General features: G+C 69.5%; 25 protein-coding genes and 1 pseudogene. 10 read left to right on the top strand and 16 right to left on the bottom strand.

Features of this window, described 5'->3' with window-relative positions; translation table 11 throughout:
• The 3 genes and pseudogenes from JYK18_RS02910 to ccrA form a co-directional block, all read right to left on the bottom strand.
• On the bottom strand, positions 1-450 hold the full coding sequence (locus JYK18_RS02910; RefSeq protein WP_206800476.1) for a universal stress protein: 450 nt from the start codon (positions 448-450) through the stop codon (positions 1-3).
• Between the two features lie 561 nt (positions 451-1,011).
• Positions 1,012-1,992, bottom strand: a pseudogene (locus JYK18_RS02905) (chromosome segregation protein); the annotation flags it as partial.
• Between the two features lie 22 nt (positions 1,993-2,014).
• Positions 2,015-3,355: a crotonyl-CoA carboxylase/reductase gene (ccrA, locus tag JYK18_RS02900; protein WP_206800473.1), complete on the bottom strand. Its 1,341-nt coding sequence runs from the start codon at positions 3,353-3,355 to the stop codon at positions 2,015-2,017.
• Between the two features lie 225 nt (positions 3,356-3,580).
• Between ccrA and JYK18_RS02895 the strand changes: the two genes are divergently transcribed.
• Positions 3,581-3,943 (top strand): SPW repeat protein, encoded by a 363-nt coding sequence (locus JYK18_RS02895; RefSeq protein ID WP_194240306.1) that lies wholly within the window; start codon positions 3,581-3,583, stop codon positions 3,941-3,943.
• Between the two features lie 68 nt (positions 3,944-4,011).
• Entirely contained in the window at positions 4,012-4,605 is a 594-nt protein-coding gene (locus JYK18_RS02890) for a TetR/AcrR family transcriptional regulator (RefSeq protein WP_206800464.1), read from the top strand.
• 129 nt (positions 4,606-4,734) lie between these two features.
• Here JYK18_RS02890 and mce read toward each other — a convergent pair whose 3' ends face one another.
• Entirely contained in the window at positions 4,735-5,193 is a 459-nt protein-coding gene (mce, locus tag JYK18_RS02885) for a methylmalonyl-CoA epimerase (protein WP_206800462.1), read from the bottom strand.
• A 126-nt stretch (positions 5,194-5,319) separates the two neighbouring features.
• On the opposite strand from mce, the gene JYK18_RS02880 reads away from it, so the two are divergent.
• Complete coding sequence (locus tag JYK18_RS02880; protein WP_206800452.1) at positions 5,320-6,519, top strand: acetyl-CoA C-acetyltransferase; 1,200 nt, start codon at positions 5,320-5,322, stop codon at positions 6,517-6,519.
• 1 nt (position 6,520) lies between these two features.
• On the top strand, positions 6,521-7,486 hold the full coding sequence (gene meaB, locus JYK18_RS02875) for a methylmalonyl Co-A mutase-associated GTPase MeaB (protein ID WP_206800450.1): 966 nt from the start codon (positions 6,521-6,523) through the stop codon (positions 7,484-7,486).
• Positions 7,487-7,491: 5 nt separating this feature from the next.
• Here the strand turns inward: meaB and JYK18_RS02870 are convergent, their stop codons facing one another.
• The 3 genes from JYK18_RS02870 to JYK18_RS02860 are packed head-to-tail and all read right to left on the bottom strand — an operon-like array spanning position 7,492 to position 10,024.
• The gene (locus JYK18_RS02870; protein WP_307795761.1) at positions 7,492-8,619 is read right to left on the bottom strand and encodes a winged helix DNA-binding domain-containing protein; all 1,128 of its coding nucleotides are present in this window, start codon (positions 8,617-8,619) and stop codon (positions 7,492-7,494) included.
• A gap of 58 nt (positions 8,620-8,677) precedes the next feature.
• Complete coding sequence (locus tag JYK18_RS02865) at positions 8,678-9,373, bottom strand: MBL fold metallo-hydrolase (protein ID WP_206800441.1); 696 nt, start codon at positions 9,371-9,373, stop codon at positions 8,678-8,680.
• A 57-nt stretch (positions 9,374-9,430) separates the two neighbouring features.
• On the bottom strand, positions 9,431-10,024 hold the full coding sequence (locus JYK18_RS02860) for a TetR/AcrR family transcriptional regulator (RefSeq protein ID WP_206800439.1): 594 nt from the start codon (positions 10,022-10,024) through the stop codon (positions 9,431-9,433).
• Between the two features lie 113 nt (positions 10,025-10,137).
• Between JYK18_RS02860 and JYK18_RS02855 the strand changes: the two genes are divergently transcribed.
• Positions 10,138-10,950 carry an SDR family NAD(P)-dependent oxidoreductase gene (locus tag JYK18_RS02855; RefSeq protein ID WP_206800437.1) on the top strand — a complete coding sequence of 271 codons (813 nt, stop codon included), beginning with the start codon at positions 10,138-10,140 and terminating at the stop codon, positions 10,948-10,950.
• A 10-nt stretch (positions 10,951-10,960) separates the two neighbouring features.
• Here the strand turns inward: JYK18_RS02855 and JYK18_RS02850 are convergent, their stop codons facing one another.
• Positions 10,961-12,370 carry a PLP-dependent aminotransferase family protein gene (locus JYK18_RS02850; RefSeq protein ID WP_206800429.1) on the bottom strand — a complete coding sequence of 470 codons (1,410 nt, stop codon included), beginning with the start codon at positions 12,368-12,370 and terminating at the stop codon, positions 10,961-10,963.
• On the opposite strand from JYK18_RS02850, the gene JYK18_RS02845 reads away from it, so the two are divergent.
• Both JYK18_RS02845 and JYK18_RS02840 read left to right on the top strand, forming a co-directional pair.
• Complete coding sequence (locus tag JYK18_RS02845; RefSeq protein ID WP_206800420.1) at positions 12,369-12,869, top strand: carboxymuconolactone decarboxylase family protein; 501 nt, start codon at positions 12,369-12,371, stop codon at positions 12,867-12,869. The two genes, JYK18_RS02850 and JYK18_RS02845, sit on opposite strands and share 2 nt — an antisense overlap.
• On the top strand, positions 12,866-13,588 hold the full coding sequence (locus JYK18_RS02840; protein WP_206800418.1) for an isocitrate lyase/phosphoenolpyruvate mutase family protein: 723 nt from the start codon (positions 12,866-12,868) through the stop codon (positions 13,586-13,588). The genes JYK18_RS02845 and JYK18_RS02840 overlap by 4 nt, the downstream gene beginning before the upstream one ends.
• A 57-nt stretch (positions 13,589-13,645) precedes the next feature.
• Here JYK18_RS02840 and JYK18_RS02835 read toward each other — a convergent pair whose 3' ends face one another.
• Genes JYK18_RS02835 through JYK18_RS02815 form a run of 5 tightly spaced genes read right to left on the bottom strand, consistent with a single transcriptional unit; the run spans position 13,646 to position 18,526 of the window.
• Positions 13,646-14,647, bottom strand: a complete 1,002-nt coding sequence (locus tag JYK18_RS02835; RefSeq protein WP_206800409.1) for an ABC transporter substrate-binding protein — start codon at positions 14,645-14,647, stop codon at positions 13,646-13,648.
• 36 nt (positions 14,648-14,683) lie between these two features.
• Positions 14,684-15,739 (bottom strand): ABC transporter permease, encoded by a 1,056-nt coding sequence (locus JYK18_RS02830; protein WP_206803993.1) that lies wholly within the window; start codon positions 15,737-15,739, stop codon positions 14,684-14,686.
• A 2-nt stretch (positions 15,740-15,741) separates the two neighbouring features.
• On the bottom strand, positions 15,742-16,506 hold the full coding sequence (locus tag JYK18_RS02825) for an ATP-binding cassette domain-containing protein (protein WP_206800407.1): 765 nt from the start codon (positions 16,504-16,506) through the stop codon (positions 15,742-15,744).
• 2 nt (positions 16,507-16,508) lie between these two features.
• On the bottom strand, positions 16,509-17,543 hold the full coding sequence (locus JYK18_RS02820; RefSeq protein WP_206800405.1) for a class I mannose-6-phosphate isomerase: 1,035 nt from the start codon (positions 17,541-17,543) through the stop codon (positions 16,509-16,511).
• Positions 17,540-18,526, bottom strand: coding sequence for a LacI family DNA-binding transcriptional regulator (locus JYK18_RS02815; protein WP_206800403.1), 987 nt, complete (start codon positions 18,524-18,526; stop codon positions 17,540-17,542). Before JYK18_RS02815 ends, JYK18_RS02820 begins: the two co-directional genes overlap by 4 nt.
• A gap of 284 nt (positions 18,527-18,810) precedes the next feature.
• Here JYK18_RS02815 and JYK18_RS02810 point away from each other — a divergent pair, with 284 nt between their 5' ends.
• Positions 18,811-19,176: a DUF3817 domain-containing protein gene (locus tag JYK18_RS02810; RefSeq protein ID WP_206800401.1), complete on the top strand. Its 366-nt coding sequence runs from the start codon at positions 18,811-18,813 to the stop codon at positions 19,174-19,176.
• A gap of 64 nt (positions 19,177-19,240) precedes the next feature.
• Here the strand turns inward: JYK18_RS02810 and JYK18_RS02805 are convergent, their stop codons facing one another.
• Complete coding sequence (locus JYK18_RS02805; RefSeq protein ID WP_206800399.1) at positions 19,241-19,741, bottom strand: MarR family winged helix-turn-helix transcriptional regulator; 501 nt, start codon at positions 19,739-19,741, stop codon at positions 19,241-19,243.
• Between the two features lie 88 nt (positions 19,742-19,829).
• On the opposite strand from JYK18_RS02805, the gene JYK18_RS02800 reads away from it, so the two are divergent.
• Together JYK18_RS02800 and trxA are read left to right on the top strand one after the other, a co-directional pair.
• Positions 19,830-20,120 (top strand): MTH1187 family thiamine-binding protein, encoded by a 291-nt coding sequence (locus JYK18_RS02800; RefSeq protein WP_206800397.1) that lies wholly within the window; start codon positions 19,830-19,832, stop codon positions 20,118-20,120.
• Between the two features lie 31 nt (positions 20,121-20,151).
• On the top strand, positions 20,152-21,123 hold the full coding sequence (gene trxA / locus JYK18_RS02795) for a thioredoxin (RefSeq protein WP_206800388.1): 972 nt from the start codon (positions 20,152-20,154) through the stop codon (positions 21,121-21,123).
• A gap of 58 nt (positions 21,124-21,181) precedes the next feature.
• Here trxA and JYK18_RS02790 read toward each other — a convergent pair whose 3' ends face one another.
• Together JYK18_RS02790 and JYK18_RS02785 are read right to left on the bottom strand one after the other, a co-directional pair.
• Positions 21,182-22,627 carry a neutral zinc metallopeptidase gene (locus JYK18_RS02790; protein ID WP_206800379.1) on the bottom strand — a complete coding sequence of 482 codons (1,446 nt, stop codon included), beginning with the start codon at positions 22,625-22,627 and terminating at the stop codon, positions 21,182-21,184.
• Positions 22,628-22,717: 90 nt separating this feature from the next.
• A complete protein-coding gene (locus JYK18_RS02785) occupies positions 22,718-24,115 on the bottom strand; it encodes a neutral zinc metallopeptidase (protein WP_206800377.1) in 1,398 nt (465 codons plus the stop codon).
• Positions 24,116-24,172 lie beyond the last annotated feature (57 nt).

Below are 24,172 nucleotides of genomic sequence, written 5' to 3'. Positions count from 1 at the left end.
TCAGGTGGTGTGCACGATGAGCACGTCCACGCCGGACTTGCGCGCCACTTCCGACGGCACGGAGCCGAGGATGCGCCCGGCCAGCGTGTTCAGCCCGCGGTTGCCGACCACCAGCAGGTCCGCCGAGCGCTCGGAAACCACCTTGCGCAGCGACTCGACCGGCTCGCCGACCAGCGCGACGGTCTCGATCTTCTCCGCGCCCGCCTTGGCCGCGCGGTCGCGCGCGGAGATCAGCGTGTCCTCGGCGGGGGCGGAGCCGACCACCTGGTAGGCCTCGTCGCGCAGCACGTCCTGGGCCTTCTCGACGTCGGCCTTGTTCGCCGGGTAGTAGGCGCAGGCGATCACCAAGGTGGCCCCGGCGTCCCCGGCGACCGCCGCCGCCCGGTCCACCGCGGCGAACGAAGAGTCGGAACCGTCCGTGCCGACGACCACGGTCTGGTAGGCGCTCATTCGTCTTCCTCCTGCGATCGGTGGGTGCTGAGACTAGGGCTTCTGACGGGCCTGCGCAGGCCGCTGACCCGGCGCCGGCTTGCGGGGGGCCGGCTGGGGCGTGGGCTTGGGGAGCTTGACCGTCGCCTCGGCCCCGGACTCCCCGGACCCTGACGACTTCCCAGGTCCAGCCTGCTTCGCCCCCGGCTTCGACCCGGCCTGCCCGGGTCCGCCTGCCTGGCCGGGTCCGCTTGCTTGGCCGGGTCCGCTTGCTTGGCCGGGTCCGCCTGCTTGGCCGGGTCCGCCTGCCTGGCCGGACCCGGCTGCCTGCCCGGCGGCTGGGTTGGCCCCGCCTGCTTGACCGGAGCCGCTCGCCTGACCGGGGCCGGTCGACTTGTTGGCTCCGGCCGTCTGGCCGGACCCGGCGACCTGGTTGGCTCCGGTCGACAGGGCGGGCCGGGTCGGCTGATCGGGCCCCGCGGCCTGGTTGGACCCCTCGGGCTTCGGTCCGCCCGGCCGGTTGGGACCGCCCGGCTGGTGCGGCTTCGGTGCCACCGCCGTGGCACCCCCGGCATCCTGGTGCAGCACGGCTTCGGCCTCCGAAAGCACCTGGCGCGCGGCCTGCACCTGGCTGGCGATGCTCTCGCGGAGCTTGCGCAGGGCCTCCACGCGCTCGAGGCCGTGGTTGATCCGGCGGTTCGCTTCCTCTGTTGCTTCCCGAACCCGGCGCCGAGCCTCGTCGGCGGCCTCGGTGAGCCGCGCGTTCGCCTCGTTCGTCGAGTCCTGCTTGCGCTTGTTGGCGTCCTCGACGGATTCCCGCTGGCGGCGCTCGATGTCCGCCTTCGCCGCGGCTTCCTCTTCGGCCACCTTCGCGCGGATCTTCGCGGCCTCTTCGGTCGCCTCGCGCAGCCGCCGCTCGGCCTCCGCCTTGCTGGTCGCCTCCTGCTCGGCGAGCGTCCGCATGGCCTCGGTCCGGCGCGCCGCCATGGCGATCTCGAAGTCTTCTTCGACCTGGGTGCGCCGCTGCTCGGCTTCGCTGTCCAGGCGGTCGCGCTCGTCCTTCGCCGCCTGCGTGATCTTCTCCGCCTCGGCGCGCGCCGTCTCCAGAACACCGCGGTGCTCGCGCTCCATCTCCTCACGGCGCTCGTCGAGCTGCTTCAGCCGGACCTCGTGCTCGGCACGCAGCGCCGCCGCGTCCGACTCACCCTTGGCCCGGATGTGCGCGGCCTCGGCCTCGGCGCGTGCCTGCGTGTCCGACGCTTCGTCCTGCGCCAGGCGCAGCATGCGCTGCAGCCGCTCGGAAAGGCCTTCGAGGGTGGTGGGCGGCAGCGACAGCCGTTCGACCTGACCACGCAGTTCGGCGATCTCGCTGCGGGAGATCTCCAGCTGGCGGGCGAGGTCCCCGGCCTGCGAGATGGCCGCGTCGCGGTCCGAGGTGAGCATCTTGAGCTCACCGTCGAGCCGCTCGAGGTGGTCGTCGACCTGGGCGCGGTGATAGCCCCGCTTCTCCAGGTCGAAGCCGGCTCCCAGTGGGACGAGTTCCCTGTCGTCGCCAAGACTCATTGGTCCACCCTAGCCCGCGGCGTCACACACCTCTGAAGGTGTTTATCGCAGCTATGTGCTTCGCCCGCAGTTCATGATCACGAACGCCCAGTCCCTCTTCCGGGGCCAGGCACAGGACGCCCACCTTGCCCTGGTGGGCGTTGCGGTGCACGTCGAGCGCGGCCTGCCCGGTCTCGGCGAGCGGGTAGGTCTTCGACAGCGTCGGGTGGATCAGCCCCTTCGCGATCAGCCGGTTCGCTTCGTACGACTCGCGGTAGTTCGCGAAGTGCGAACCGATGATCCGCTTGAGGTTCATCCACAGGTAGCGGTTGTCGAACTGGTGCAGGTAACCGGAGGTCGAGGCGCAGGTGACGATGGTGCCGCCCTTGCGCGCGGCGTAGACCGAGGCGCCGAAGGTCTCGCGGCCCGGGTGCTCGAAGACGATGTCCGGGTCCTCGCCGCCGGTCAGCTCGCGGATCTTCGCACCGAACCGCTGCCACTCCTTCGGATCCTGCTCCTGCTCGTTCTTCCAGAACTTGTAGCCCTCGGCGTTCCGGTCGATGACCAGCTCGGCACCCATCTTCCGGCAGATCTCCGCCTTCTCCGGGCTGGACACCACGCAGACCGGGATGGCGCCGCCGTTGAGCGCGAACTGCGTGGCGTACGAGCCGAGCCCGCCGGACGCGCCCCAGATCAGCACCACGTCGCCCTGCTTCATGTCAGCGCCGTTGCGCGAGACCAGCTGGCGGTAGGCGGTCGAGTTGACCAGCCCCGGCGAAGCGGCCTCTTCCCAGGTCAGGTGGTTCGGCTTCGGCATCAGCTGGTTCGCCTTCACCAGCGCGATCTCGGCGAGTCCGCCGAAGTTGGTTTCGAAGCCCCAGATGCGCTGCTCCGAGTCGAGCATCGTGTCGTTGTGCCCGTCCGGGCTCTCCAGTTCGACGTTCAGGCAGTGCGCGACCACCTCATCGCCGGGCTTCCAGGTGTGCACGCCGGCCCCGGTGCGCAGGACCACGCCGGACAGGTCGGAGCCGACCACGTGGTACGGCAGGTCGTGGCGCTTGGCCAGCGGCGAAAGCTTGCCGTAGCGCTGCAGGAACTTGAACGTCGGGATCGGCTCGAAGATCGAGGTCCAGACGGTGTTGTAGTTGATCGCGCTGGCCATCACCGCGACCAGCGCCTCGCCCGGCCCGAGTTCGGGGGTGGCGACCTCGTCGAGGTGCAGCGACTTGCGCGGGTCCTTGTCGCGGCTGGCGAGCCCCTCGAACATGCCGACCTCGTCGGCGTGCACGGTCATGCCCCGGTAGCTCTCCGGCACCGCGATCGACGCCACCTCGCCCGGCTCCCCGGACAGCACAGCCTGGGTGATCTGCTGGATCTCGCTCATCGAACCTCCGTGGGTCGGCGCGGTTCGCTAGAAACTACTGGCGAGTAACGCCGGGCTCAACCCGGAAGAGACTTCGACCACGCCGAAGTCCCCCGACGGGCGTAGCCCCTACACGCGTTCGTGACCCGCAGATGTTTGACCGGCCGGCCAACCAAGGAGGACCATCGGGGTGAACCGCGAAACACACGGTTCTCCTGGCAAACGGAGGTGATCTCGGTGCGCGAGATGTCGACGAGCCCGTGGACCCGTCCGCACGACTGGGCTGAGGTCGTGCTCGGGGTGGTGGCGGTGCTGACGCCGTTGTGGATGGAGACCGAGACGGCAGCCATGTGGACGCTCATCGTGCTGGGCGCACTGGTGGCCATCGACGGCCTGGTCTCGCTGGCCATGCCGGGCCTGGTGTACGGCGAGGGCATCCAGATCGTGCTGGGTGCGCTGCTGTTCATCTCGCCGTGGGTGATCGGCTACTCGGACATGATGGGTGCCGCCTGGTCCTCGTGGATCATCGGCGGGCTGACCATGATCGCCGGCGCGACCGCGCTGCCGGTGGCCAACGCCGCCCACGACCGCACGGCCGGGCAGCACTGACAATTCGCGTGGGCCGGGCCTGGCCACGTTACGGTGAGGCCCGGCGCACGCGGAAGGGGTGGGGTTCGGTGGCACGGGGTAGTACCGGCGAGGACCCTTCGGCGAAGGAGCGCATCCTCACCGCTGCCGAGGAACTTTTCGCGGAGTCCGGCTTCGACGCCACCCCGACCTCCCGCATCGCCGAACGGGCGGGCGTGCCGAAGGGCCTGGTGCACTACTACTTCAAGCGCAAGACGGATTTGCTGAGCGCACTGGTCGAGCGCCTGCCGGACGAGCACGTGGAGCCGTCCAGGGTGGTGGTCCCCGGCGATCTCGCGGAGAGCCTGCGCCGCCTGGTCTCGGAGCTGGACCAGCGACTGGGCGCCTCGCAGGTGTTGTCTCATCTGCTGTGGCGCGAAGCCGACACCCACCACGCGGTGCGCGACGCGCTTCAGGATCGATTCAAGCTGCTGGTACGCCAGGTCGAGGCGGTCATCCTGGCCGCGGGCGTCGGCGGCCTCGCGATGACCGACGTGGAAAGCGCCGCTGGCTTGCTCGCGCTGGCGGTGAGCTACCGGCACTCGGTCGCGCGCCACGCCGAAGACGACCAGCCGGAGCAGATGGAGCGGGAGCTCAACTTCATCGCCAGGGCCCTGACCTTCCGAGCCGCCCCGGCGACGTAACCACTTCTCGAGCGCCCTGGTCGCGCCGCCCGCCGTCACGCCTCCGGCTGATAGGTCAGCTCTCCAGCTCTCCAGCAGGCTCTGAGGCTCGCCGACTGGCTCTGAGGCTCGCCGCCTGCGGCTGCGTGCTCAGCCTTCCGCGTCGCCGCTGGTCTTCGCGGGCTCGACGAGTTCGATCAACACGCCACCGGCGTCCTTCGGGTGGACGAAGTTCACCCGCGAACCCGCCGTGCCCGGGCGCGGCGTGTCGTAGATGACCCGCAGTCCCTTCGCCTTCAGCGCGGCCATCGCTTCTTCCACATTGGACACCCGGTAGGCGAGCTGCTGGAGCCCCGGCCCGCGGTTGTCGAGGAACTTCGCGATGGTCGAGTCGGGGTACAGCGGCGCGAGGAGCTGGATGGCGGGTCCGTCGTGGTCGCCGGGCGCGTGCAGCATCGCCTCACGGACACCCTGGTCGTGATTGGTCTCGGTGTGGGTCGCCTCGAGGCCGAAGGTTTCCGCGTAGAAGGCGATCGCCGCGTCGAGGTCGGCGACCGCGATGCCGACGTGATCGATCGTCGTGACGAACGGCTTCAGCGCTTCATTCATGAGAAGCGACAATAGGTCCTGTTCGCGGAAAAGGCGTCGTGCGTCAGCTCACACTGACTCATTCAAGAAGCCACACCGCCCGGTATGGTCGAACGGACCGCCGTCGTTCGCCGTTGGAGGCTGCTCATGTCCGGAACACAGTCCAGCTCGGTCATCCTGGGCGCGGCAAGGACCCCGATCGGCAGGCTGCTGGGTTCGCTGAAGGACTACTCCGGCGCGCAACTCGGCGGAATCGCGATCAAGGCGGCGCTCGAGCGCGCCGGCGTTTCACCCGATGCGGTGCAGTACACGATCATGGGCCAGGTCCTCACCGCTGGCGCCGGCCAGATCCCGGCCCGCCAGGCCGCCGTGGCCGCCGGCATCCCGATGGACGTGCCCGCGCTGACGATCAACAAGGTGTGCCTCTCCGGCCTCGACGCCATCGCGCTGGCTGACCAGCTCATCCGCGCCGGCGAGTTCGACCTCGTGGTGGCCGGTGGTCAGGAGTCGATGACCCAGGCACCGCACCTGCTGCCCAAGTCGCGCTCCGGCTTCAAGTACGGCGACACCACCCTGGTCGACCACATGGCGCACGACGGCCTCTTCTGCGCCTTCGACCAGGTCGCCATGGGCTCGTCGACGGAGAAGTACAACGAGCGCTACGGCCTGACCCGCGAAGAGCAGGACGAGTTCTCCGCACGCTCGCACCAGCGCGCCGCCGCCGCGATCGAAGCCGGGCGCTTCGCCGAGGAGATCGCGCCGATCGAGATCCCCCAGCGCAAGAAGGACCCCATCGTCTTCGACACCGACGAGGGCGTGCGCGCCGACACCACCGCCGACGGCCTCGCCAAGCTGCGCCCCGCCTTCGCCGCGGACGGCACCATCACCGCCGGCTCCGCTTCCCAGATCTCCGACGGTGCCGCGGCCGTGGTGGTGGCCAGCCGCGCCAAGGCCGAGGAACTCGGCATCACGCCGCTCGCCGAGATCGGCGCGCACGGTGTGGTCGCCGGCCCGGACGCGAGCCTGCACGAGCAGCCGTCCAACGCGATCAAGGCCGCGCTGGCCAAGGCCAAGCTGGACGTCGGCGCTCTCGACCTCGTTGAGATCAACGAGGCCTTCGCCGCCGTCGGCCTGGTTTCGGCGAAGCAGCTCGGCCTCGACCACGACAAGGTCAACGTCGACGGCGGCGCCATCGCGCTCGGCCACCCGATCGGTGCCTCCGGTGCCCGGCTGGTCGTGCACCTGGTGCACGAGCTGCGTCGCCGCGGTGGCGGACTCGGTGCCGCCGCCCTGTGCGGTGGCGGTGGCCAGGGCGACGCGCTGCTGCTCTCGGTGCCCAAGGCCTGAGTTGCCCGTCCAGGTCGACGTCGGCGAACTCGTCGCACGCGCTGCGGATGGGGTCCCACGCGCCATCGCGAGACTGATCTCGCTGGTGGAGGATGCCCATCCGCAGCTGCGCGAGGTCGCGGCCGCGCTGACCCCGCACACCGGCCGGGCCCGGCTCATCGGGCTCACCGGCCCACCAGGGGTCGGCAAGTCGACTTCCACCTCGATGCTGATCACCGCCCTGCGTGCGGCGGGCAAGCGCGTTGGGGTGCTGGCGATCGATCCCTCCTCGCCGTTTTCCGGTGGTGCCCTGCTCGGTGACCGGGTGCGGATGAGTGACCACGCCACCGACGCCGGCGTGTTCATCCGGTCCATGGCCACCCGCGGTCATCTCGGGGGCCTCGCCTGGGCCACCCCACAGGCGGTCCGCGTGCTCGACGCCGCCGGTTTCGACATCGTGCTGATCGAGACCGTCGGTGTTGGACAGTCCGAAGTGGACGTCGTCCGGCTGGCCGACACCACAGTGGTGCTGCTGGCGCCTGGCATGGGCGACGGCATCCAGGCGGCGAAGGCCGGCGTGCTCGAGATCGCGGACGTCTTCGTGGTGAACAAGGCGGACCGCGAAGGCGCTGACGCGACCGTGCGTGAGCTCAAGCAGATGATCGCGATGGGCCGCCGCGAGATGCGTGGCCCCAGTTGGCGCCAGCCCATCGTGCGCACCGTCGCCTCCCACGACGAGGGCGCCGAGGATGTGCTCAAAGCACTCGACGAACATCACGACTGGCTGGCAGCCGAAGGCGAACTCGACCGCCGCCGCGCTGCCCGCGCCGCCGGCGAGATTGAAGCCATCGCCCTGCAACGCCTCCGGGCCGAACTGGTCGACCTGCGCGGCGGCGACCGGCTCGCCGAACTGGCCGACGCAGTCGCCGGCCGCGAGCTGGATCCCTACGCCGCGGCCGAGCGCCTGATCGACGATCTCCGCGCCTGAGCCCCTCAGAACCTGATCTCCGTCCTCTCCGCCTCCGGCTCGGCGAAGGCAAGCAACCGCCGCCCTTCCTCAGCGAGTTCACGACGATCCTTTGTGGACATAACCGCGAACGGTTCGATGACCAACACCGCAGTCTTCTTCTCCTTGGCGATCCGCCACGTCCCGGCGACCCTGCCGTCGATCAGGAACGCACACTTACCGGCAATGACCAGTTCCCGATGCTCATCCGGCAGCACCCGCCGCCGGTCGGCATGGGCGAGCAGCAGGTTGTCGAACTCCGGCAGGAACCTCGGCGGCGCCGGAACCCCGGCACCGGGGCGAGGCGCCTCCGGCAGATCGAACAGCTCGGTGCCGTTCTCGTCGACAAAGGTGACCAACTCCGACCGCAGCCGATCCACCACTTCGCGCAACCGGGTCAGTCCCGACCACGCCTGCATGTCCGCGACACTCGCTGGCCCGAACGCCGCCAGATAACGCCGGAGTAGCTCGTCCGGCGCCGTCTCGGTCCCTTGCTCCCGTCCTAGCCAGAGGTCGGCGGGAACACAGGTCGTTCGCCCACTCCGGCCCCACAGTCCACGCGGTGGCACCTGCACCAACGGCAGCGAGCCACGGACGGCGAAAGCCAGCGCTTCCGGCTCGCGGTCCGGCCACTGCGCGGCGAGCAGCCTGCCGAGATCCGCGGGCGTTCGCGGGCTTTCCGCCATCAGTTCACGTGCCGCACGTGCCACCTCGGCGAGGTCCAAGCCGCGCAGCCATCCGCTGAACGGCGAATTCGTGGCCAGCTCGCGGTTCATGATGGGCTGGACCACCGGCCGCAGCGCCAGGCAGTCGTCGCTGGTGACCAGGTGGATCGTGCCGCGCATCAGAAGTACTCGCACTGCCTGCCGATCGAGCAGCAGTTGCGACAACTCCTCGGGCCGGAACCCGGCCAACCTCGTCCACAGCCCGAAGTACGGCGACTTCGGGCGCTGGGCTTGCATGCCGACCAGATGCCTGAGCGCCGCCGCGGCGGACATCGAGCTCCTGGCGAGCAGGTGCTGACGAGCCAGCGTCGCCCGGTTCAGCGCAGTTAGGCTCAGCACTTCGCCGTCCGTCGACGTTTTCTTCTGCGGGGCTCGGCTCATCGTCGTCATGAGCCGAAACTAGGTGGTATCGCGGAACGCTAGCTTCCTCAATCAACTCCCTTCTGGTTCAGCCCAGCCTCTCGGCTGCGCTTCGTAGGACTTGGTCCGCATTCACGGTCAACGGACCGCCATGCCCCAAGCACGCCACCTCGACGTCCAAGGCGGCCAGCTCCCGGAACGAGCGGTGCACTCGTTCCACGTCCAGGTTGAACACGCCGGGAATCACCTGTCCTTCGTGCTCGGCGATCGTGTCCCCGGTGAAGAGCACGCCTCGCTCCGGCAGGTAGAGGGCGATGCTGCCGTCCGTGTGCCCGGGAATGGAGAGCACTCGGGCGCCACCACCGAAGTCGAGCACGTCGTTGTGCTCGACCTCCTGATCCACCGGCGATGGTGGGCCGACGAGCTGCCCACTCGCCACCTGTTCGTACAGCGGTCGTTCCCAGTCGGCGAGCTTCGGCTCGGGCGGTGGTACGTCGCCGCGAACCACGGGTGCGTCCAGCCGGTGCGCGACGACCGGAGCGTCCGCCCATGCGCGGAGCTCGGCGGCCGCTCCGGCGTGATCCTCGTGAAAGTGGGTGAGCACAATGCGAACCAGGTTTTCCCGGTCGAGCCCGAGTTCCCTGATCGCCTCGGTGATCTTCGTTCCGTCGCCGGCCCAGCCGGTATCCACCAACGTCAGTTCGTCAGCATCTCGCCACAGGTACGCCTGACCGACCGCGAACCTGAGCAGGTACAGGTCCGGGACGACCTCGATCATCTCCATGCCGCCGACAGTAGGCAGCGCTCCCGGTACCGGCGGGCGAGTTCGCCGACAGCGCAGCTATCGGCTCATCGCCCGGACGGCCAGGTCGACCACCGCGTCCGCGTGCTGGGTGCTCACCGGAGCGGTCTGCAACAGCCAGCGGTGGTAGAGCGGTCCGTAGAGCATCTCCACGGCCACGTCCAGATCGAGGTCGGCGTCGATCTCACCGCTGTGCTGCGCGCTGCGCAGCCTGTCCTTGGTGGCGTCCAAGGCGGGGCCGAGCATCTTCTCCCGCCAATGGCCTGCCAGCGTCGCGTCGTACTGAATCTCGATCGCCAGTGCCCGGAACGAAATGTCGAACTTCGGATTGGCCAGTTCCTCCGCGGTGGCCCGCAGAGCCTGCTTCAGGTCTTCTCTCAGGTCGCCGGTGTCCAGCAGGCTGAACCCCTGCTGCCCGGCGGTCAGTTCGAGCAGCGCATCGAAGATGACCGCCGCCTTCGACGGCCACCAGCGGTAGATCGTCTGCTTGCCGACGCCGGCTCGCGCGGCGATCCCTTCGATCGAGGTCTTCGCGTATCCGCTCTCGGTCACCAGTTCCATCGCGGCGGACAGGATCGCCTTCCGCGAACGTTCACTTCGGCGCGTGGGATCCGGGCCCCGGGCCTCACTCATGACTTCACTGTAGCACGTGACGAACCGAGACGTCTCGTCTTGACAGGTCGAATTCTGTCGGTCATGCTGTGCGGACAACGAGACGTCTCGTCTCGTGGGAGAAGGAGAAGAACATGACTCGAGCGGATTCACCACGCGTCTGGTTCATCACGGGCGCTGGCCGGGGCTTCGGCCGTGAGTTCGTGCTGGCCGCCCTGGCGGCCGGGGACAAGGTCGTCGGCACGGCGCGGAAGCCGTCCTCGCTGGACGATCTGGTCGAGAAGCACCAGGAACGCCTCGTCGTCCTGCCACTCGACGTCGACGACCGGACGGCGGTCTTCGACGTGGTGGGCAAGGCGATCGCGGCGTTCGGCAGGCTCGACGTCGTGGTCAACAACGCGGGCTACGGCCTGCTCGGCGCGGTCGAGGAGATCACCGAGAAGGAGGCCCGCGCGCAGCTGGACACCAACTTCTTCGGTGCGCTCTGGGTGACCCAGGCCGTGCTACCGCAACTGCGTGCCCAGGGCTCGGGGCACATCGTGCAGATCTCCAGTGTCGGTGGGGTGGCCACCTTCGGCACCGCCGGTCTGTACGCGGCGAGCAAGTTCGCGTTGGAGGGAATGAGCGAGGCGCTGGCCCACGAGGTCGGCCGGTTCGGCATCAAGGTCACGTTGGTCGAACCGGGCGGCTACGCCACCGACTGGGGCGGGTCGAGCATGAAGCTCGCCGTCGCCAATCCCGCGTATGACGTCGTGCGCGAGGAGCTGGCGGCCGATCACGGCGACTTCGTGGAAGGTGACCCGGCCGAGGTCGCGGCAGCGGTGCTGAAGGTGGTCGGCACTGAGGAACCGCCGTTGCGGCTGTTGGTGGGCGAGGCGATCTTCGACGGCATGGTGACGGCCGTCGAGCAGAAGATCGAGGGCTGGCGGAAAGCGAGGGCGTTGTGAGCAGGTGAGGTCAGCTTCCCGATGACCAACTGATGCCGGCGCCTCGAAGAGTGGCCATCAGGGCGTCGATGGCCGGGGTGAAGGCGTGGTCGGCCGGCGCGGCATAGCCGACGACGATGCCTTGTGGATGAGGGCCAGGGGAGATCCAGGTGTTGCGGAGTGTCTCGAGCGCGAGCGAATGCCGTCGTGCGTGGTCGAGCACCACCGCTTCATCCGGCCCGGCGGCGGGCAGTGGGACGAGCAGGTGCAGTCCCGCGGAGATCCCCGATGGTTGCAGCGGCTGTGGCAGCAGGGACAGCAGCCGGTCCCTGCGGTTGCGGTAGACCGTGCGACGACGGCGCACGTGCTGGTCGTACTTGCCGGATTCGAGCATTTCGGCGAGGACGTGCTGGCTGAGCGCCGGCGGACGCGAACCACGGTCGGCCATCACGGCCCGGACGGGATCCACCAGGGCACGGGGGAGCACGAGCCAGCCCAGGCGCAGCGCGGGCGCCAGGGTCTTGCTCGCCGTGCCCGCGTAGATGAAGCGCTCGGGAGCGAGCGACTGGAGGGCGCCCACCGGTTCCCGATCGAACCGGAACTCGCCGTCGTAGTCGTCCTCGACGGCGAACGCTCCCGAACTCGTCACCCACCTGGCGAGTTCGGCCCGGCGCTCGGGGGCGAGCGTCACCCCCAACGGGAACTGGTGGGCGGGCGTCACCACGGCGACCGGACTGTCCAGATCGGACACCCGGAGACCGGCCCCGTCCACCGGAACGCCGACGATGCGCTGCCCCGCGGCCGAGGCCAGGTCGCGGAAGCGGCGCAGGGACGGATCCTCGAAGGCCATCTCGTGCACGCCCTGGTGGTGCAGGGCCGCGGCGAGTACCGAGATGGCCTGTGCGAAGCCCCCGCACACGAGGATCCGGTCCGGGTCGGCGACCACGCCCCGGCTGCGGGCGAGGTATCTGGCGAGTGCGGTGCGCAGCACGGGCGCACCAAGGTCGTCGGTGTATCCGAACACGTCGGGAGGTGCCTGCTGCAGCACCTTTCGAGTGGCCGCCAACCATTCCGTGCGCGGGAAGGCGGCCAGATCCGGTCGGCCGGGCAGCAGGTTCCAGCGGGCGTCAGCTGGAGCCTCGCTGCTCGGCCGGGACCGCGCCGGTGATGCCTGCGGCGCGGCGATCGCGGCCACCCTGGTCGGCGCTCCCTGGGTGGTGCGCAGGTAGCCCTCGACCGCGAGCTGGGCGTAGGCCTTCGTGACGGTGCCCCTGGCGACACCGAGGTCTTCGGCCAGCGCGCGGGTCGAGGGCAGGGCGGTACCGGTCTCGAGCCTGCCGGACCGGATCGCCCGGCGGATCGCCTCGGCCAGTCCGCGCTGGCCGGAGCCCGGTTGCCAGTCGAGGTGAAGGTCGCGGGAACTGGACCACAAAACCGCCATGAAACTGGACCATAGTCGTGAACCAGTTGTCGGTAGCGTGGCGGTCGTGACGAAGCGAATCCAACTGTCCGCGAACACCACGCTCTACAAATCGCTGCTGGCCCTGCACACCGAGGTGGAACAGGCGGCCGCGGCGGCGGGCCTGGACCAGAAGCTGATCGAGCTGGTCAAGATCCGCGGTTCGCAGCTGAACGGCTGTGCGTACTGCCTGGACCTGCACAGCCGCGACGCGCGCAAGCTGGGTGAGGACGAACGACGCATCTGCCTGCTGGGTGCCTGGTGGGAGACCGAGCTCTACACCGAACAGGAGCGGGCAGCGCTCGCACTGACCGACGCGATGACGAAGCTGGCCGAGCACCAGGATGTGCCCGACGACGTGTACGAACAGGCGACCAAGGTGCTGACCGAGGACCAGTACCGCGCGGTGTGCTGGGCCGTGGTGCTGATCAACGCCTGGAACCGGCTCGGCGTCACCAGTCGTAAGCCGCTGCCCCGATGACGGCGGCGAAACTCCGGGAACTGCACGTCCCGGGCCGTCCGCTGGTGTTGCCGAACGCCTGGGACGCCGACAGCGCACGCCTGGTGGTAGAGGCGGGTTTCCCGGTGGTGGCGACCAGTTCCGCGGCGATCGCGGAGTCCCTTGGTTACTCGGATGGCCAAGAGGCTCCGATCGCGGAAATGTTCGCGGCGGCGGCCAGGATCACGCGGGTGGTCGACGTTCCGGTCACCGTGGATGCCGAGGCCGGGTATGGACTTGGTGCCGCCGAGTTGGCGGGGCGGTTGCTGGAGACCGGAGCGGTCGGCTGCAACCTCGAGGACACGGTGCCCGGAAGTGGAGTGCGGCCGGTGGCGGAGCAGGCCGAGCTGCTCGGGTCGGTTCGTGCGGCGGCGGGTGACCGGTTGGTGATCAACGCCCGGGTGGACGTGTTCCTCGGGGCGGAGAATGAGAAGGCCGTGCTCGACGAGGCTGTCGAGCGGGCGAGGGCGTATCTCGAGGCCGGGGCGGATTGTGTGTACCCGATCCTCGTGCGGTCGCCCGAGGTGTTGCGGGAGTTCGTGGCGGCGGTGAGTCCGGCGGCGGTGAACGCCACGTTGTGGCCGGGTGGGCCGCAGCGTGCGGAGCTGGCGGAACTGGGGGCGGCGCGGATCTCGCTGGGAGCCGGGCTCTGGCGGGCTGCGCGCGTCTGGCTGGCGGAACGGCTCGCGGACCTGGGCTGAACCGGCGGCGGGGCGTCCACAGTAGACGGTGGTGAACAGCCCCGCCGCGGGGTCAGGTCAGCACTGCTGCTTGTAGAAGAACTGCTGGTTGGCGTCCATGTCGTCCTTGGTGATGGAGTGCAGGGCGGCGGTGATGTTGCGCTGCACCGGCTTGCCCTCCAGCGCGGCGACCGCCTGCTGCACGCCCTGCTGCCCGATCGAGGCCGGGTCCTGGGCGATCAGGCCCTGGTACTCGCCCTTCCGCAGGCCCTCGACCTCGGACGGGCTGGCGTCAAAGCCGACCAGGTTGACCTGGCCGATCTTGCCGGCGTTTCGCAGGCCGGTGGCGGCGCCTTCGCCAGTGTTCAGGTTGGTCGCGAAGATGCCGACCAGGTCCGGGGTGGAGGCGAGTGCCGCAGTCACCTTCGAGGCGGCCTGGTCCGGCTCGTTCTGGGTGAACTGCACGCCGGCGGACTTCAGGTTCGGGAAGTTCTTCAGCTCGTCCTCGAAGCCCTTGGCCCTGGCGTTGGTGGTGGAGGTACCCGCGATGGTGTCGAGCACCAGCACCGAGCCCGGCTTGTCGCCGACCAGCTTGGCCAGGGTCTGGGCGGCGAGCTTGCCGCCCTCGGCGTTGTTCGAGGAGATCGACGAGACGGCCACACCGGTGTCTTTGAGCGCGGTGTCCACCTCGACGATCTTGGTGCCGCGGTTCTTCACCTGCTGGATCGGGGCGAGCATCGCGGTGTCGTCGGTGGGGGCGATCAGCAGCCCGGCCGGTGGGGCGGAGCCGAGCGCGTTGACCTTCTCGGTCTGCATCGCGGCGTCGAACTTCTGCGGGGCCGAGGTGTTCAGCTCGTAGCCGAGCTTCTTCGCCTCCGCCTCGGCGCCGCACTGCATCGAGATGTAGAACGGCTCGGCCTGCACGCCGGGGATCAGGGTCAGCTTCTTGTTGTTCTGCGCGGGCTGACCGCCGGCGTCGTTGCTCTGGCCGACCTGCCCTGAGCCGCCGCAGGCGGTCACCAGTGCGGCGATGGCGAGCGCCGAACCGGCGGCGACGAAGGTCTTGCGGTTGAACTTCATGGGTGCACCTCTTTGTGCTGTTGCGGGGAACCGGGATCAGCGGCTGTTGCGCAGCCGTCGGCGTCGCTGGTCGAACCAGACCGCCGCGATCAGCACCGCGCCGACCGCGATCATCTGCCAGAAGTCGGGGACCTGGGTGATGTTGAAGCCCTTCTTCAGCACCGCCGGGATGAACACCCCGATCACCGTGCCGAGGACCGAGCCGATGCCGCCGAAGAGGCTGGTCCCGCCCATCACTGTGGCGGCGATGGCGTTGAGGTTGTCGGTGGTGTGCGCGGAGATCGTGGTCGAGGCGTAGTAGGCCAGCGACATGAAGCCCGCGACGCCCGCCAGGAATCCGGTGAGCGTGTACACCTTCAGCAGGTGCGCGGTCACCCCGATGCCGGAGCGTCGCGCCGCCTCGGCGTTGGAGCCGACCGCGTAGGTGTAGCGGCCGAACTTGGTGGTGTGCAGCAGCCACGCGCCGATCAGCGTGATCACCGCCGCCACCAGCACCAGGTTCGGAATGCCGAACCAGGTGCCGTAGCCGAGCGTGTTGTTGAGCGCGGTCGGCACGCTGCGCACGTCCGAACCGTTGTTGAGCAGGTACGCCGCGCCGAGGGCGGCGCCCATCGTGCCGAGCGTGACGATCAGCGGCGGGATCTTCGCCACCGCGATCAGCAGGCCGTTGATCAGGCCCCACACCGTGCCCGCCACCACGCCGGTGAGCAGGCCCACCGAGATCACGCCCCAGCCGGCGTTGGTCGCCGTGCCGTCGGGGCTGAGCGCCTCCATGGTCTTCGCCGACACCATGCCGGCGAAGATCAGCACCGAGCCGACCGACAGGTCGATGCCCGAGGTGATGATCACGAAGGTCATGCCCACCGACAGCACCAGCAGCACCGCGGTTTCGATGAGCAGGGTCTGGAAGGTGAACACCGTGGCGAACTCGCCGGGTGCGGCGATGGTGAACACCACGCACAACGCGAGCAGCACCAGCGCGATCCAGAAGGTGTTCGCCGAAACCAGGCGGGCGCCCACCGAGCGCTTGGCGAAGCCGCCGGTTCCGTCCACATCGGACTGGACGGTGGACTTGGCGGGATCAGTCGTCATGCTCACGCCGCCTCCTCTTGTGTCAGGGCACCGGTCATCGCGGCGACGAGGTCTTCGAGCTTGGTGTCCGCACCTTGGAACCGGGCGACCCGTTTGCCCAGTCGCAGCACCTCGACGCGGTCGGCCACCGACAGCACCTCGGGCATGTTGTGGCTGATCAGCACCACCGCGATGCCCTGGTCACGCACCTTCTTGATCACGTCGAGCACGCGTTCGCGCTGCACCACGCCGAGGGCGGCGGTCGGCTCGTCCATGAACACGACCTTGCTGGCCCACACCACCGAACGCACCACCGCCACGCTCTGGCGTTGCCCGCCGGAGAGAGCGGCGATGGGCACCTCGGTGCTCTGCAGGTTCACGCCCAGCCGTTGGAAGTGTTCGACCGCCTGGCGGCGCATTTCCGCCTTGTCGATCATGCCGAGCTTGCCGAGCAGGCCCTTGCGGTGGATTTCCCGGCCCAGGAACAGGTTCGCCGCCGGGTCGAGTTCCGGGGCGACGGCGAGGTCCTGGTACACCGTCTCGATGCCGAGCCGACGGGCGGTGGTGGGGGAGTCCAATGTGACTTCCTCGCCGCCCAGCACGATCTTGCCCGAGGTCGGCTGCTCGGCCCCGGACAGGCATTTCACCAGGGTGGACTTGCCCGCGCCGTTGTCGCCGATCAGGGCGGTGACCTCGCCGGCGTGGGCTTGGAACGAGGCCCCGCGCAGGGCTTCGACCGAGCCGTAGCGCTTGACCAGGTCCTGGGCGTCGAGCAGGAGTTCGCTCATGTTCAGGGCCTCCTTTCCGGGGCCGGCGGGCGGCAGCGGATGAGGGTCACATCCCCCGACAGTTCGGTGGCGCCGGCGCCGTGGGGCACCACCAGGGTTTCGCCCTTGCGCAACGCCAGTTCGTCACCCTGCTCGGTGCGCAGCGTGCCCGCACCGTCCATCACCACCAGCACCGCGAACGACGGGTCCAGCGCCAGCGGGGTGCTGGGGCGGAGCTGGTCGGCGCGGAAGAACTCGCCGGAACCGTCGGCGAGCAGGTCCACAGTGGACCCTTCGGCGCCCGCGGTGCGGCGGATGATGGTCTCGAGGCGGTCGTTGTCCCAGCCGGAAGTGTCCAGGGTTTCCAGCGCGGTGTCGAAGCCGATGCCGAGGTGACCCTTTTCGGGGCTGGCGAGGAAGTCGCGCCATTCGATGGTCAGCGAGAAGTCGGTCGGCTGCTGGAGCTCGACCACGAAGACGCCCTCGCCGATCGCGTGCGGCAGGCCGGCCGGGATGTAGACCGTGTCCCCGGGGGTGACCGGCACGCTGTTCAGCGCGTCGAGCATGGACGGGGTGTCCTGCTCGCGCACCCATTCGTCGATGGTCTGCCTGCTCAGCGTCTCGCGGAAACCGGGGTAGACCCGCGGGTCGTCGCCGTAGGTGCCGACCACGATCCACGCCTCGGTTTTGCCGAAGTGCGAGTCGAAGTGCTTCTGGGCGAAGGCGTCGGTCGGGTGGAAGTGCACGGGGAGGCGTTGCCCGGCGTCGAGCAACTTCACCAGCAGGCCGGTCGAATCGGCGAACGCCTCGACGTGCTTCGCGCCGAGCCAGCCGGTGGGGTCGGCGCGGACGGCGTCGCGCAGCCAGCGGCCGTCGTCGAGCTTGGTCAGGCCGTTGGTGTCCTGGCCGTACAGGGTGGTGGTGGAGCCGACCCAGTCTTCCGGGCCGAAGTCGCTCGCGGACGCGGAGAGCCCGCGCAGACCCGCGATGGCGTCGCCACCCCGGTAGAACTGCGGCGGCTGGTTCGCGGGGAGCCGGAGCGGAGCGTAAGCGCTCATCGAGGTGCCACCTCGCCGGAACCGCGGGCTACAAGACGCACGGGGAGAACTACCTTTCTTGGGGTGGACTGATCGCCCTGCACCCGGGCGAACAGCAGATTGGCCGCGGCCTCACCGAGCGCGCTGACGTCGTGCGCGATCACGCTGACCGGCGGGTCCAGCAGGTCGGCGAGTTCGAAGTCGTCGAAGCCGACCAGCGCGGGCCGGTCCGGGCGGTGCGCCAGCGCGCGCAGCAGGTGCACGGTGACGCGGTTGTTGCCGGCGACCACCGCGGTGGCCGGTTCCGGGCCGGCCAGCAGGGTGCGGATCGCCTCGCCGACGCTCTCCTCGGTCGGCTTGCGCATGATCACCAGGCGCTCGTCGTAGCGGATGCCCGCGCGGGCGCAGCCTTCGCGGAAGCCGCGCAGGCGCTCGCTGGCGGTGTAGATGCCGGCGCTGTCGGCGAGGAAGGCGATGCGGCGGTGACCGTGCGCGGCGAGGTGGGTGACCGCTTCGACGGTGCCGCCGATGTTGTCCACCAGCACCGTGTCGGCCACGATGTCGCCGGCCGGGCGGTCGATGAACACCACCGGGGTGCCCGCCCGCATTTCGGGCACGAGGTAGCCGTGCTGCATGCCGGCCGGCACGATCAGCAGGCCGTCCACCCGCCGCGAGCAGAATTCGAGAGCCAGCTCACGCTCGCGTTCGCGGTTCTCCTCGGACGAGCCGGTCAGCACCTGGCGCTCATAGGAGCCGGCGATCCGCTCCACGGCGCGGTTGAGTTCGGAGTAGAAGGGGTTCCCGACGTCCTCGACGATCAGGCCGATGGTGCCGGTGGTCGAACCCCGGCGGAGGTTGCGCGCGCCGAGGTTGCGCCGGAAGCCGAGCTGCTCGATGGCGGCCATGACCCGCTCGGCGGTGTCGGGGTGGACCGCGGGCTCGTCGTTCACCACGCGCGACACGGTCTTGATGCTCACGCCGGCGAGCCGCGCCACATCGCTCATCGTGGCTCGGCGGGCACTGCCCCGGCCGGGAGACGACAACGTTGTCATAGTGGCCGGAATTGCACACCAGCTCACCGCGCACTGTCAATACCCGGATCCGCCCAGCGACTGACAAGGTTGTCGGGGTGCTGGTCGTGAGCGTGATCACGCACCCCCGGTGTTCCGGTGATGGCGATCACGGCTCACACTGGGATCACATCGTCCGACAACGCGGTTGACGTGGGCAGGAAGCTTTCCTGCCGTACCCGTTGTACGGACGTTTTTTCGACTTATAGGAGGAAGTCGTGTCCAGCAAGGCCGCTGTACTGTTCCGCGTGGCCGCCGTGGCCGAGGCGCTGTCCTGGGCTGGTTTGCTGATCGGGATGTTCTTCAAGTACGTCGTCGAGTCCGGCGACGGCGGCGTGCCGGTGCTGGGCATGGTGCACGGCGTGGTCTTCGTGGTCTACCTGCTGACCTCCCTCCTGGTCACCAAGCCGCTGGGCTGGAAGGCGGGCACGCTGCTGCTGGCGCTGGTCTCCAGCATCCCGCCGCTGGCCACCTGGGCCTTCGAGAAGTGGGCGCTGCGCACCGGCAAGCTGGACGGCCCCGAGCTGGTCGCGCACGGTGGCACCGGCCTGTTCGCCGAGAAGGGCGAGCCCGTCGCGGCCTGAGCCAACGACAACGAGCAACAAACGGGGGTCGCCATCGGCGGCCCCCGTTTGCTGTCCGGTGGAACTACTCGGTGAAGTCGCCGGTGGCCTTGCGGACCTTGGTGAGCAGTTCGATCAGCTGCTGCGTCTGCCGGTCGGTGAGCCCGTTCAGGCCGAACCCGATCGCGGTGACCGCTTCGGTGGCCTGTTCCCGGCGCGTGCGGCCCTCGTCGGTGATCTCCACCAGGGTGGTCCGGCGGTCGGTCGGGTGCGGTACCCGCTTGACCAGCCCGTCCTTCTCCAACCGGTCCACGATGTTCGTCACGCTCGTCGGGTGCAATTGCAGGCGCTCGCCCATCACGCGCATCGGCAGGCTCGAGCGCTTCGCGAAGGTCAGCAGGACCAGCGCCTCGTAGCGCGCGAAGGTCAGGCCGTGCGGCTTCAGCGCTCCGTCCACAGCGGACTGGATGATCTGCTGGACCCGCATGATCCCGGTCACCGCCGCCATCGTGCCGGAGTCGCCGATGCGCTCTTCCCACAGCTGCGCGGCGCGGGCGATCGGGTCGAAGGGCAGCGGGCTGTTCATGGCTGCCGAAGTTACCAGCGGGTACCGCGGTGGTGGGGCAGGGTGGTGCTTATTCAGCCGGTTCCCCACCCCTTTCGGAGGTAGTTCCATGATCGTCGCGTTCAGCGTGTCCCCGCTCGGTGAGTCGGACGGCGTCGCCGAGGCGGTGGCCAAGGCGGTCCAGGTGGTCCGCGAGTCGGGCCTGCCGAATGAGACCAACGCCATGTTCACCCTGATCGAAGGGGACTGGGATGAAGTGATGGCGGTGGTGAAACGGGCGACCGAGGTGGTGCAGGCCGAGGCCCCGCGGGTGTCGCTGGTGCTCAAGGCGGACATCCGGCCCGGCCACACCGGCGAACTCACCGGCAAGGTCGACCGGCTCGAGCAGCACCTGCGGTGAAGCAGGGGCCAGGGCGTGCCAGGATGGAACCGTGACACACCCACGCGGATCCGCAGCCAAGTCAGCAGCCCTTTCCGCCGCGCTGTCCGGCGCGGTGGACCTCTCCGCGCTCAAGGCCCGCGCCGACGCGGCGCGACAGCAGCGCCCGGCGCCGAGTTCGCCCCCGCCCGCCGGTGGCGGCGACGGTCCGCCCGCCCCCGCCGCCGGAGCGGTGCTGGAGGTCAGCGAGGCCACCTTCCAGGCCGACGTCGTGGAGCGCTCGCTGAAGCAGCTCGTGGTGGTCGACCTGTGGGCCGAGTGGTGCGGCCCGTGCAAGCAGCTGAGCCCGGTGCTGGAGCGCCTCGCCGCCGAGTCCGGTGGCGCCTGGGCGCTGGCCAAGGTCGACGTGGACGCCAACCCCCGGATCGCGCAGCTGTTCGGCGTGCAGTCCATCCCGACGATCGTGGCGATCGCGGGCGGGCAGCCGGTCGACGCCTTCTCCGGCGCCCTGCCGGAGCCGCAGATCCGCGAATGGATCAAGTCCCTGCTCGACGCGCTCAAGGACAAGCTGCCCGGCATCCCGGACGCGGGCGGCGAGCCGGTCGAGGAACCCGAGGACACCCGGTTCACCGAGGCCGAGGACGCCTTCGAGCGCGGCGACTTCGCCGCCGCCAAGGCCGCCTACCAGCGCATCCTCGACGCCGAACCGGCCAACGAGCAGGCCAAGGCGGCGCTGGTGCAGGTCACCTTCGCCGAGCGGTCGGCCCAGGTGGACCCGTCGTCGGTGGCCAGGGCCGATGCCGACCCCAAGGACATCGACGCCCAGCTCGCCGCGGCGGACTTCGAACTGTCCCAGATGCAGGTCGACGAGGCGTTCAACCGGCTGATCGACGCGGTCCGCCGGACCGCCGGTGACGACCGCAACCGCGTGCGCGAGCACCTGGTCGGGCTGTTCGAGCTGTTCGACGCCAGTGACGAGCGGGTGCTCAAGGCCCGCCGGAACCTGGCCTCCGCCCTGTTCTGAGCACAACGCGAAAAGGGGAGCTTCGCCCGCGGGCGAAGCTCCCCTTTCGCGTCAGGGATCAGCCGTAGTTCTGGGTGCAGACGCCCGAGCCTTCGAGGTAGCCGCGGCGCAGCGACTCGACCCGCTCGAACCCGTTCTCGACCTGCTTGCCGTTGACGTCGGCGGCGATCACGCTCTTCGGCTGCAGCAGTTCCGCGATGGCCTCGTCGAGGTCACCCGAGGAAAGCCGCAGTTCCGCGGTCGGCTTGTTCGTCTCCGCGGCCCAGGCGCCGACCAGGCACGAGGTGCGCAGGCCCGCGTTGGCGTTGTCGATCGAGGCGCCGACGCCCTTCTGGATGCCCTGCGTGTACCGCGAGGCGATCTCCGCGAACGCCGCGAAGTCACCGAGGCCGCCGGGGTCCTCGCCCTCGAACTCCGCCTTGCGGTCCCCGGTGCGGCCCAGCTCGTTCAGGCCCTTGAGGTCGATGCTCACCGTGTTCGAGTCCGGGCAGTAGGACGCGGGCGGGGTGGCCGGGCCGCCGGGGCAGGAGCCGCCGTCGTCGACGATCTTCGGCGGCTGCGCGCCCGCCTTTCCGAAGGCCTTGTCCAGGCTCTCCTGCAGGTGCCCGATCGTGGTCATGTCGATCTTCGCGTCGCCCTCGCCCTTGTCCTGCTTGTCGAAGGGGCGTTCGGTGATGCGCTCGTCCACGTTCTGCTGGTTGATCCCGGCGCACTCCTTGGCGCCCTTCTCGAAGCCCAGCTGGAAGGCGAAGGTCCGGTCGAAGGCGGTGCCGTGCGCGGACTTGTCCTTGGCGGACTGACCGGCCTGGTCGCGGATCATGTACAGCGAGGCGAGCACCTGGTTGATGCCCTCCGAGGTGGACACCCGGAAGTACTTGCTCTTCTCCTCGGCCATCCAGCGGAAGTAGCCGCCGGTGAAGCAGTCGGCCTGCTGCTCCTTGACCAGGGTCGAGGTGTTCTTGGTCATCCCGGCCTTCTCGGCGAGGCGGTACTGGACCGCGTGCCCGAACTCGTGGCCGAGCACGGTCACGATGGCCATCGGGCCGAACTCCTCGTTCAGCAGCGGCAGCAGCTGCTTGCGGTCCCAGGCGACCAGGTCCTCCGGCGGGCAGAAGAACGCGTTCATCGCGGCTTCCTTGAGCGACGCCCCGCAGACCTCTTCGCGGTCGGTGGTCGGGTCGTAGGACTGCAGCTGCTTGACCGGCTCGAACTGCTGCCCGAAGTGGGCGGGCATCTCCTGGGTCCAGTAGTCGCTGACGTCGGCGATCGAGGCGATGGCGATCTTGTCCTCGACGCTGTCCGTGGCGTTCTTGACGTTGAGGTTCGGCGCCGGGGCCTCGGGCTTCAGGCCGCTTTCGAAGTGCGTGACCGGCAGCCCGGCGACGTTGCCTTCGGTGGTCTTGTCCTCGTTGGCACCAGGGCCATCGCCCTTGCCGCTGCACGCGCTCAGCGTGAGCACGGCGGCCAGCGCGATCAGGGCCCCCCGCCCCCAGTTCTTACCCATCGTCGCTCGTTTCGTTTCCGGCCCTCACCAGGGCTGAACCAAGTCCGGCACAGCGCACCCTACTAAGCGGGTACCGGCGCCGCGCGAGGATCACCCCAGATCGCACGCCTTGGCGCCGCCGACCACGCCGCCGCGGAAGGCGGACACGCGGTCGAAGCCGGATTTGATCGAGCCGCCGTCGACGTCGCGGGCCGGGTAGTCGTAGCCGAGCAGGACCTGGACGGCCTCGTCGAGGTCGCCGGGTGACACGGTGAAGTCGCCCTGGGGCTTCAGCAGCGAACCGGTGTAGGCGCCGGCCAGGCAGAGCGTGCCGCGCTGCGCCGGTTCGCCGGTGGTCGGCTTCCCGGCCGCGCCGAGCGCGCCCAGGGCGAACCGGCTGGCCAGCACGGTCCCGGTGCCGAAGTCGCCGATGTTGGTGTGGATGTCGCCGAGCGTGCCCTCCTCGCGCACCTGCACCGAGTTCTGGTCCGGGCAGAAGGCCACCGCGCCCTGCTCACCGCCGGTGCAGCGCGGCTGGTCGGCCACCTGCTCGATCTTGGGCGGCGACCACTCGTGCCCCGCCGCGGACAGCTCGCGCGAGAAGTAGGTGCCGAGATCGCCGGAGATCGCGGGCAGCAGGTCCGGCAGGGGCAGGTTTCCGCCGCGGGCCTCGTCCTCGGCACTGGTGAACGCGCGCTGCGTGAACGCCCGGTTCGTCGCGTTGAGGTCGGCGCACAGCTTGGGGCCGGAGTCGTAGCCGTCCTGGAAGGCGGACACGCGGTCGAAGGCGTCGCCGTGGGCGGACTCCTCGCGGTGGGAGGTGCCGAGCGGATCGCGGAAGGTGATCAGCGCGCGCATCAGCGAGTCCAGCTCACCCGCGTCGATCCGCAGGTGCTCGGCGTTGCCGTCGACCACCCAGCGGACGAACGCACCGGCGTAGCAGTCGGCCATCGCCTCGATCACGATGCCGGGGTAGAGCGCGGCGCTGTCCCGGTCGCCGCCGCGGCCGAGCCCGGTGCGCTGCTGCACGGCGTGCCCCATCTCGTGGGCCAGCACGAGCACCACGCCGCCCCCGCCGAAGCGCTCGGCGAGCACCGGGAGCAGGGCGGCGCGGTCCCAGACGATCACGTCGCCGTTCGAGCAGTAGTAGGCGTTGCCGCTGATGGTGGCCGCCGACTCGGTGCACGGCGGTGCTTTGGCGTCGGCGTCGGCGGTGTCGACCGAGTAGAAGCCGCCGCGCAGGTCCTCCCACTGGCCGCCGAACACGGAGGGGAAGTTCTCCGTCCAGTACGCCTGGATGTCGGTGATCGAGGTGGCGGCCAGCCGGTCCACGTCGCTGCCGTCCGTCCCGTTCACGAAGTCGGGTTCGACCACGGTCTTCGTGCTGCGGGCGAGGTCCTCGGCGATCACCGCCGGACTGCGGACCGCGGTCCCGCGCACCGCCGTGGCGCAGGCGGCGAGCGACACCACGGTGAGAGCGAGCGCGAGCAGGGTCGCGGGCGTGCGCATACCCCCATTGTGCGGCAGGTGACCGGCTGTAGTGGGCCACCGGCCGAACCGTGCACG

The organism is Amycolatopsis sp. 195334CR (genome assembly GCF_017309385.1).
GTDB lineage: Bacteria > Actinomycetota > Actinomycetes > Mycobacteriales > Pseudonocardiaceae > Amycolatopsis.
This window is presented reverse-complemented; position numbering and strand designations above follow the sequence as displayed.